This window comes from Lysobacter enzymogenes (genome assembly GCF_017168095.1).
Taxonomy (GTDB): domain Bacteria; phylum Pseudomonadota; class Gammaproteobacteria; order Xanthomonadales; family Xanthomonadaceae; genus Lysobacter; species Lysobacter enzymogenes_D.
In genome coordinates, this window is record NZ_LXSD01000133.1 from 1 (window position 1) to 9,690 (window position 9,690).

Here is a 9,690-nt window from a genome sequence, read left to right on the forward strand (position 1 = left end):
GCAAGCCGGCTCCGGCCCACGGCCACGGCCATCCCAAGCCGGCCCGCGCCGAGCCCGCGCGTCCCGCCGACGACCGCAACGCCGCCGCCGCGCGCCACAAGACCCGCGGCTCGCACGCGATGGTCGCCGGCGTCGAGGACGACGATGCGGCCAACCGCTTCGCCGGCCAGCTGCACCTGTCGCCGTCCGACCGCGCCCGCCGCAGCAACAGCAACACCCGCGGCAAGGGCGGCCGGCCGCAGCAGAACCGCCGCCAGTCCGAGCAGTCGCGCTCCGGCGGCGGCCAGCACGGCTTCTCGCGTCCGACCGCGCCGATCGTGCGCGAAGTCGCCATCGGCGAGACCATCACCGTGGCCGACCTGGCGCAGAAGCTCGCGCTCAAGGGCGGCGACGTGGTCAAGGCGATGTTCAAGATGGGCGTCATGGCGACCATCAACCAGAGCATCGACCACGACACCGCCGCGCTGGTGACCGAAGAGCTCGGCCACATCGTGGTCAAGGCGCTGGGCAACGACGCCGAAGACGCGCTGCTGGCCCATGCCGAGGAAGTGCAGGGCGACAAGGCCCCGCGTCCGCCGGTGGTCACCATCATGGGCCACGTCGACCACGGCAAGACCTCGCTGCTGGACTACATCCGCCGCACCAAGGTCGCCTCCGGCGAAGCCGGCGGCATCACCCAGCACATCGGCGCGTACCACGTGGAAACGCCGAAGGGCGTGATCAGCTTCCTCGACACCCCGGGCCACGCCGCCTTCACCTCGATGCGCGCGCGCGGCGCCAAGCTGACCGACATCGTGGTGCTGGTCGTCGCCGCCGACGACGGCGTCATGCCGCAGACCAAGGAAGCCGTGCAGCACGCCAAGGCCGCCGGCGTCCCGCTGATCGTGGCGATCAACAAGATCGACAAGTCCGACGCCGATCCGCTGCGGGTCAAGAACGAACTGCTGAGCGAGGACGTGGTCGCCGAAGAGTTCGGCGGCGACACCCAGATGGTCGAACTCTCGGCCAAGACCGGCGCGGGCGTGGACAATCTGCTCGACGCGATCTCGCTGCAGGCCGAAGTGCTCGAACTCAAGGCCGCTCCGGTCGGCCGCGCCACCGGCACGGTGATCGAATCCGCGCTCGACAAGGGCCGCGGCCCGGTCGCGACCGTGCTGGTCCAGCAGGGCCAGCTCAAGAAGGGCGACTACCTGGTGTGCGGCGTGCATTACGGCCGCGTGCGCGCGCTGTTCGACGAAACCGGCAAGCAGGTCGAACAGGCCGGCCCGTCGATTCCGGTGCAGGTGCTCGGCCTGTCGGGCGTGCCCGACGCCGGCGACGACTTCGTCGTGGTCGAGGACGAGCGCCTGGCCAAGGACGTGGCCCAGCAGCGCGACGCCAAGCGCCGCGAGTCGCGCCTGGTCGCCGCCGCCGGCAACCGCATGGAAGACATCATGGCCCAGATGGGCAAGGGCGAGGGCCAGCTGAGCCTCAACCTCGTCGTCAAGGCCGACGTGCAGGGTTCGGTGGAAGCGCTGCGCCAGGCCCTGGTCGCGCTGTCCAACGAGCAGATCCGCATCAACGTGATCAGCTCCGGCGTGGGCGGCATCACCGAGTCCGACGCCAACGCCGCGGCCACCGCCAAGGCCACGGTGATCGGCTTCAACGTCCGCGCCGACGCCTCCGCGCGCCGCATCATCGAGGCCAACGGCGTCGACCTGCGCTACTTCTCGATCATCTATGACGTGATCGACCAGGTGAAGCAGGTCGCCTCGGGCATCCTCGGCGTGGAAATCCGCGAAGAGATCATCGGCATCGCCCAGGTCCGCGACGTGTTCCGCAGCTCCAAGTTCGGCGCGGTCGCCGGCTGCATGGTGGTCGAGGGCGTGGTCAAGCGCTCCAAGCCGATCCGCGTGCTGCGCGACAACGCGGTGATCTTCGAAGGCGAACTCGAATCGCTGCGCCGCTTCAAGGAAAACGTGGACGAAGTGCGCAACGGCACCGAATGCGGCATCGGCGTGAAGGCGTACAACGACGTCAAGCCGGGCGACCAGATCGAGTGCTTCGAGCGCATCGAGGTCCAGCGCACGCTGTGAGGCCAGGAAATAGCGGAGAGGAGTCGGGAGTTGGCTGAAGCCGACTCGTCTCCTCTCCGCTTATCGCCGCTTCGCTTTCGCCAGCTCCTGGCTCCCCTCCGCTAATTTCCGCTCCGAATGCCCAGCAAATCGTTCCACCGCACCGACCGCGTTTCCGCCCAGCTCCGCCGCGAGTTGGGCACGCTGGTGCATGAAGCCGTGCGTGAGCACAACCTGCCGTCGGTCAGCGTGTCCGACGTCGAAGTCACCCGCGACCTGGCCCACGCCAAGGTGTTCGTCACCGCGCTGCAGGCCGAGCGTTCGGCCGAAGCGGTCAAGGCGCTGAAGGAGCTCTCGCGCGAGCTGCGCTTCCAGCTCGGCCGGGCGATGAAGCTGCGGCACGTGCCGGAACTGCATTTCCATTACGACGATTCGGTCGACCGCGGCGAGCGCATCGAGCACCTGCTGCGCGATGCGGCGCCGGCCGAGTCGGGCGACGACGATGCGCCGGCCGCGGACGAGGACGGGCAGGACAAGGGCTCGCCCTGAGTCGTGCCGCCCGCGACGGCCGCGCGACGGTCGCCGCTGCGCAGGCGCCGGCGCGCTGCGCCAAGCCCGTATCCGCTCCCGAACCCAGTCCCGAATCTCTCCCATGGCGGCTCCGCCCGTCGGCGGCGGCGCGCTTCACGCGCCCGTTCCGGCGCGTTGTGCGAGCATCGCCAGACGTTGACCCGCGCGCCGGCATCCGGCCGCCATCCTGGGGCGAAGGTCCTGCTTGAACACCACGCGCTTCACTTCGCCGCGTAAACGCATCTGGCGCAACGTCGACGGCCTGCTGCTGCTCGACAAGCCGCAAGGGCTGAGCTCCAACCAGGCCCTGCAACAGGCGCGGCATCTGTTCCGCGCCGAGAAGGGCGGCCACACCGGCAGCCTCGACCCGCTCGCCACCGGCCTGCTGCCGCTGTGCTTCGGCGAAGCGACCAAGATCGCCGGCCTGCTGTTGGGCGCGCGCAAGGCCTACGTGACTACCGCCGTGCTCGGCCTGACCACCGACAGCGACGACGCCGACGGCGCGCCGCTGCGCGAACGCCCCGTGCCCGACTTCGACGACGCCCGGATCGAGGCGGCGCTGGCGCCGCTGCGCGGCACCATCGTGCAGCGCGCGCCGATCTATTCCGCGCTCAAGCAGGGCGGCGAACCGCTGTACGCCAAGGCCCGCCGCGGCGAGGCCATCGAGGCGCCCGAACGCGAAGTCAGCGTGCACGCGCTGAGCCTGACCGGCCGCGACGGCCGGCGCCTGCAACTGCACATCGAATGCGGCTCGGGCACTTACGTGCGCAGCTTGGTCCGCGACCTCGGCGAGGCGTTGGGCTGCGGCGCCCACGTGGCGACCTTGCGGCGGTTGTGGGTCGAGCCGTTCCTGGCGCCGGCGATGGTGACCCTGGAGCAACTGCGCGAACTGGCCGAAGGCGGCGACGAGCGCGCCCTCGACGCCTTGCTGCTGCCGATCGAGGCCGGCCTGAGCGGGTTCGAGCAGGTCGCCCTGGACGCCGTCGCCGCCCAGCGCCTGGGCCACGGCCAGGCCGTGGCCTGCGCCGAGGGCGAGCCGGGCCTGGTCGCGATCTATGGCGAAACCGGGCGCTGCCTCGGCCTGGGCCTGCGCCAGAGCGGCGGGCGCCTGCAGCCGCAGCGCCTGTTCCGCTGGGCCGCGCAGGGCGGTTGAACCGCGCCGGCGTCGGGCGACTGGCTGAACAGGCGGGCAGGGCACAGCGCCGGGACGCCCGCGAATCGCCCGAACGGTCGCGATCGGCCACGGACAAAGGTCGCAATCGTCGCAGCGGGCTGTTACAATCTCGCCGCTTTTCAAGCACTTCCAACCGGAAATCGCTTGGATCGCGATCCCCAACCATAGCAAGCGGCGGGCCAGGCGGTGCGTCGGAGCGGCAACGGCCGCGCCGATTCGCTTCTGCGGGCCGCGCATCTGAAAGAGAAAACATCATGTCGATCGACACCCAGAAAGTCATTGAAGACAACAAGCGCGGCGCCAACGACACCGGTTCGCCGGAAGTCCAGGTCGCCCTGCTGACCGCCCGCATCGAGCAGCTGACCGGCCACTTCAAGCAGCACAAGCAGGATCACCACAGCCGCCGCGGCCTGCTGATGATGGTCAACCGCCGTCGCAGCCTGCTGGACTACCTCAAGCGCAAAGACAACGAGCGCTACAAGGCCCTGATCGAGAAGCTCGGTCTGCGCCGTTAATCGGACACCCAACCGCGGCGCAGCGATGCGCCGCGGTTTGTTTTGGCGGAGACGAAAACTCCGCCGGGCGATGCAGGACGCAGCGCCGCCAGCGACGAAACGCGTGCGCGATCGTCGAACTGGACCGGCCCTCGGGCCACGTGGAACGCGGCGCGGAGCGCGCGCGCGACACAACCATCCTCAGGTCGCTCGCGCCGGCGGCCTACCGGAGCGGGGCAAGGGCCCCGCCCGGAACGCATAGATACCGAAGGAACCCAACGTGGCAAAAATTACCAAGACCTTCCAGTACGGCAACCATCAGGTGACCCTGGAGACCGGCGAAATCGCCCGTCAGGCCAGCGGCGCCGTCATCGTCAAGATGGACGACACCGTGCTGCTGGTGACCGCCGTCGCCGCCAAGAGCGCGCGCGAGGGGCAGGATTTCTTCCCGCTCACCGTCGATTACCAGGAGAAGTTCTACGCCGGCGGCCGCATCCCGGGCGGCTTCTTCAAGCGCGAAGGCCGCGCGACGGAGAAGGAGACGCTGATCTCGCGCCTGATCGACCGTCCGATCCGGCCGCTGTTCCCGGAAGACTACCGTAACGAAGTGCAGATCATCGCCACGGTGATGTCGCTCAATCCGGAAGTCGACGGCGACATCCCGGCGCTGATCGGCGCCTCGGCCGCGCTGGCGCTGGCCGGCACGCCGTTCCAGGGCCCGATCGGCGCGGCCAAGGTCGGTTACAAGAACGGCCAGTACCTGCTGAACCCGACCGCCGCCGAGCTGGCCGACTCCGACCTGGAACTGGTCGTCGCCGGCACCTCCAACGCGGTGCTGATGGTCGAATCCGAAGCCAAGATGCTGTCCGAGGACGTCATGCTCGGCGCGGTCATGTTCGGCCATCGCGAAATGCAGAAGGTCATCAACGCGATCAACGAACTGGTCGTGGAAGCCGGCACCAAGCCGTCGAGCTGGGAAGCTCCGGCCAAGAACGAAGCGCTGATCGGCGCGCTGAAGGAAGCCGTCGGCGGCCAGCTGGCGCAGGCCTTCCAGGTGCGCGACAAGCTGCAGCGCCGCGACGCCATCTCGGCGATCAAGAAGGACGTGCTGCAGTCGCTGGCCGGCCGCGCCGAAGCCGAGGGCTGGCACGCGGGCGAGCTGTCGAAGGAATTCGGCGAGCTCGAATACCAGACCATGCGCAGCTCGGTGCTCGACACCAAGGTCCGCATCGACGGCCGCGCGCTCGACACCGTGCGCCCGATCGCCTCGAAGGTCGGCGTGCTGCCGCGCACCCACGGCTCCTCGCTGTTCACCCGCGGCGAGACCCAGGCGATCGTGGTCGCCACCCTGGGCACCGCGCGCGACGGCCAGATCATCGACGCCGTCTCGGGCGAGTACAAGGAACACTTCTTGTTCCACTACAACTTCCCGCCGTTCTCGGTCGGCGAAGCCGGCCGCATGATGGGCCCGAAGCGCCGCGAAATCGGCCACGGCCGTCTGGCCAAGCGCGGCGTGCTCGCCGTGATGCCGACGATGGAAGAGTTCCCGTACACCATCCGCGTGGTCTCGGAAATCACCGAGTCGAACGGTTCGTCCTCGATGGCTTCGGTCTGCGGCAGCTCGCTGGCGCTGATGGACGCCGGCGTGCCGATCAAGGCGCCGGTGGCCGGCATCGCCATGGGCCTGGTCAAGGAAGGCGACAACTTCGTCGTCCTGTCGGACATCCTGGGCGATGAAGATCACCTGGGCGACATGGACTTCAAGGTCGCCGGCACCTCGGAAGGCATTTCCGCGCTGCAGATGGACATCAAGATCCAGGGCATCACCGAAGAGATCATGAAGGTCGCCCTGGCCCAGGCCAAGGCCGGCCGCCTGCACATCCTCGGCGAGATGGCCCACGCCATCACCCAGTCGCGCACCGAGCTGTCGGAGTACGCGCCGCGCCTGCTGACGATGAAGATCCACCCGGACAAGATCCGCGAAGTGATCGGCAAGGGCGGCTCGACCATCCAGGCGATCACCAAGGAAACCGGCACCCAGATCGACATCCAGGACGACGGCACCATCGTCATCGCCTCGGTCAATGCCGCCGCCGCGCAGGCCGCCAAGGCGCGCATCGACCAGATCGTCTCCGACGTCGAGCCGGGCCGCATCTACGAAGGCAAGGTCGCCAAGATCATGGACTTCGGCGCGTTCGTCACCATCCTGCCGGGCAAGGACGGCCTGGTGCACGTCTCGCAGATCTCCAACGAGCGCGTCGAGAAGGTCTCCGACAAGCTCAAGGAAGGCGACGTGGTCAAGGTCAAGGTGCTGGAAGTCGACAAGCAGGGCCGCATCCGCCTGTCGATGAAGGCCGTGGAAGAAGGCGAGGGCGTCGCGGCCGAGTAATCGCCGCGACTGATCGCCGATCCCATCGCGGATCACGAAAAAGCGGGCTTCGGCCCGCTTTTTCTTTGCCCGGCTTCTTTGCCCGGTTTCTTTGCGCGACGCCGACGCCGCGGCGCCGCCCGTTCGCGCGACGGCGCGTCCGCGCCGCCGCGCGCGGGCCGCGCTTACATCGCCGCGGCCTGCGCCATCGCCGGCAAGCGCCGGCGCAGCTCGCGCCGCAGCAGCCACAGCACCGTCAGCGCCTGCAGCACGGTGGTGGCGACCGACAGCAGCCACAGCTGGCGCACTTCGAACCCCGGGTGCTGCGACAGCCAGATCGCCGGCAAGGCGAAGGTCAGCAGCCGCGACGCGCTGGCGTACAGCGCCGGCCGGGTGTTGCCCAGCGCCTGGAACATGCCCGAGCAGGTGAAGATCAGGCCCGAGGCGACGAAGTTCCACGACACGATGCGCAGGAAACCGGTGGCGACTTCGGCGGCCTGGGCGTTGTCGGCGAACGGCCGCATGAACCACTGCGGCTGCCATTGGCACAGCAGGGTCAGCGCGAACATCGCCGCGCTGCCGATCAGCGCCGCGCTGCGCAAGGTGGCGAGCACGCGCTCGCCGCGGCCGGCGCCGACGTTCTGCCCGGCCACCGGCGCGACCGCGAAGGCGATCGCCATCACCGGCAGGAAGATCGCCTGCATCACCCGCATGCCGATGCCGTAGCCGGCCTGGGCGTCGGTGCCCAGCCCGCGCAGGCACCAGTAGGTGACGCCCATGAACACGAACATCAGCGCGAACTCGCCGCCCGGCGGCAGGCCGATGGCGAGGATGCGCCGCCATACCGGCGGCTGCGGCCGCAGTTCGCGCGCGTCGACGCCGACGAAATGCTCCAGGCGCGCGAAGTACAGCAGCATCAGCGCCACGCCGACCGCGATCGAGATCGAACTGGCCCAGCCGGCGCCGGCCACGCCGAACGCGTGGCCGGTGAGCCAGCCGGCGATCAGCACCGGCGCCAGGATCGCGTTGAGCACGACGGTGACGATCTGCACCAGCATGGTCGGCTTGGAGATGCCGGTGCCGCGCAGCGCCGCGCCGAGCGTGGCCAGGGCGAACTGCAGCGCCAGCCCGGGCAGGAACGCGTGCAGATAGGCGACGCCGGCCGCGGCGCTGGCCGCGTCGGCGGCGATCGCGCGCATGTAGGCGCCGCTGAAGGCATAGCCGGCGACCAGCGTGGCCAGCGCGGCCAGTACGGCCAGCACCAGGCTCTGGTTGAACACGCGGTTGGCGTCGACGGCGTCCTTGCGGCCGCAGGCCTGGGCGATCAGGGCCATGCCGCCGACCGCGAGCACCTGGCTCATCGCCATGATCAGGAACTGCAGGTTGCCGGCCGCGCCGACGCCGGCGATGGCGGCGTCGCCCAGGCGCGAGACGAAGTAGAGGTCGATCAGCACGTACAGCATCTGGAACAGCATGCCGATGCCGATGGGTACGGCGAGCGAGATCAGGTGTTTGGGAATCGAGCCTTGGGTGAGGTCGCGCATGCGGTGGCCTGTGGAGTTGGGCGCGGGGAGCGGGGACGCTGGGTTCGGAAAGAACGCAGCGGCGGACGCTGCGAGGTGAAATGGATGGCGGAATCATCTGCCGCCGCGCGGATCGCGGTGCGCGGGGGAGCGGTACTGGTCGGGCGGATCGTTGCTTGGATCGGTGTTCCGGCACGTCGCTGGTCGTCGGGATCGCCGATCGGACCGATCGATTTGGCGACGCCTCCTCGCAGCCGTCGTTCCTGCGAAAGCGGCTGCGCTTTTGTTTCGGCGAAGCCGAGAATCCAGAGACTTCAGCGCGTCGCGCCAGAAAATTTCCTGTGCGCGGCTTCATTCGGATACAGCGCGCCGCGCGTCGGCAGAAGCGACGGAAGATCGGTCTTACGGCAACTCAAAGCCGACGTTCCCGCACAAGCGCGGACCGAAAGACCGCAGCGTCATGCTCGGATGAAGCGCCGACGATCCGGTTCCACTAAAGCAAGGCACAGCCTTTTGCGGTAGCGACGACCCGCGCGACCGTTACGCCGCCGTCGTCCCTGATTCGGATTCGTCATCCGCCGCGGAGAACGCGCCATCGGCTAGCGCGAACAAGTAATCGCGCACATCCGCCGGCCAGGCCTGGATGCGCCGGGCGAAGCCGTCGCGGTCGCCGGCGAAGAGCGCGCGCGTCGCCTCCTCGGCGCCGGCGGCGTTGCCGGCCAGGGCGTTGAGGCAGCGGTAGGCGGCCTCGCGCGCCAGGCGCTGGCGGTTGCCGGCTTCGCCGCGCTTGCGCGCCTGGTCGATGAGCTTGCGCAACGTCACCGAGGCGCCGCCGGGCTGGGCGGCGAGCCAGTCCCACTGCCGCGGCAGCAGGGTGACCTCGCGCGCGGTCACGCCCAGGCGTGGCCGGCCGCGGCCGCGCGGGGCTTCGTTTTCGCGCGGCGCATCGTCCGCGGCATCCGGCGCGGATGGGGCCGCCGACTCGCGATAACGCTCGGCCACCGCGTCGGCGTCGCCGCCCAGGTGCAGGTCGATCTGCTGGCCGGTGCGGTCGTCGAACACCAGCAGTTCGGCGTCGCCGCCGCGCGCGGCGGCGGCGTGCACGGCCACCGCGACCTCGGCCAGACGGCCGCGGGCGAGCAGGCGGTGGCCGGCGAAAGCGGTGTAGGCGAGGGCGGGCGCGGGATTCATCGGCAGGGCGGGGTTGGGCGAGGCGTCAATTATTACCCGGGTATAAATTGGATGACAAGCCCCCGAGCGATCGCCAATGCGCCGGCCCGCGCCGAGCGATGCCCGCCCGCCATGGCCGGCCTCATCTGCGCGCCGGCTCTGGTCCGCGCGCCAGCGCCCGGGCCCGCGCGCCGGGCTAAGTCCCGGATTCGCCCGCGCCCTCGCAATCCTGGCGCTGCACGTCCGGCACGAAGCCGCCCTGCATCAGGAACATCGACGGCAGGTTGGCCCCCGGCGCGCCGCCGCTGGCGCCGGCCGGCGCTGCCGCCGGCGCGGT

General features: G+C 69.6%; 7 protein-coding genes. 5 read left to right on the forward strand and 2 right to left on the reverse strand.

Features of this window, described 5'->3' with window-relative positions; genetic code table 11:
- From infB to pnp, 5 genes are all read left to right on the forward strand, one after another.
- On the forward strand, positions 1 to 2,075 hold a 2,075-nt coding region (infB, locus tag A7A76_RS03670), incomplete at its 5' end, for a translation initiation factor IF-2 (RefSeq protein WP_206409921.1).
- 117 nt (positions 2,076 to 2,192) lie between these two features.
- Positions 2,193 to 2,603 (forward strand): 30S ribosome-binding factor RbfA, encoded by a 411-nt coding sequence (rbfA, locus tag A7A76_RS03675; RefSeq protein ID WP_206409922.1) that lies wholly within the window; start codon positions 2,193 to 2,195, stop codon positions 2,601 to 2,603.
- A 226-nt stretch (positions 2,604 to 2,829) separates the two neighbouring features.
- Positions 2,830 to 3,777 (forward strand): tRNA pseudouridine(55) synthase TruB, encoded by a 948-nt coding sequence (truB, locus tag A7A76_RS03680; RefSeq protein ID WP_206409923.1) that lies wholly within the window; start codon positions 2,830 to 2,832, stop codon positions 3,775 to 3,777.
- A gap of 275 nt (positions 3,778 to 4,052) precedes the next feature.
- A complete protein-coding gene (gene rpsO / locus A7A76_RS03685) occupies positions 4,053 to 4,313 on the forward strand; it encodes a 30S ribosomal protein S15 (RefSeq protein WP_074866877.1) in 261 nt (86 codons plus the stop codon).
- Positions 4,314 to 4,572: 259 nt separating this feature from the next.
- On the forward strand, positions 4,573 to 6,681 hold the full coding sequence (pnp, locus tag A7A76_RS03690; protein WP_206409924.1) for a polyribonucleotide nucleotidyltransferase: 2,109 nt from the start codon (positions 4,573 to 4,575) through the stop codon (positions 6,679 to 6,681).
- 164 nt (positions 6,682 to 6,845) lie between these two features.
- Here the strand turns inward: pnp and A7A76_RS03695 are convergent, their stop codons facing one another.
- Together A7A76_RS03695 and A7A76_RS03700 are read right to left on the reverse strand one after the other, a co-directional pair.
- Positions 6,846 to 8,204, reverse strand: a complete 1,359-nt coding sequence (locus A7A76_RS03695) for an MATE family efflux transporter (protein WP_206409925.1) — start codon at positions 8,202 to 8,204, stop codon at positions 6,846 to 6,848.
- 519 nt (positions 8,205 to 8,723) lie between these two features.
- The gene (locus tag A7A76_RS03700; protein ID WP_206409926.1) at positions 8,724 to 9,374 is read right to left on the reverse strand and encodes a DUF2239 family protein; all 651 of its coding nucleotides are present in this window, start codon (positions 9,372 to 9,374) and stop codon (positions 8,724 to 8,726) included.
- Positions 9,375 to 9,690 lie beyond the last annotated feature (316 nt).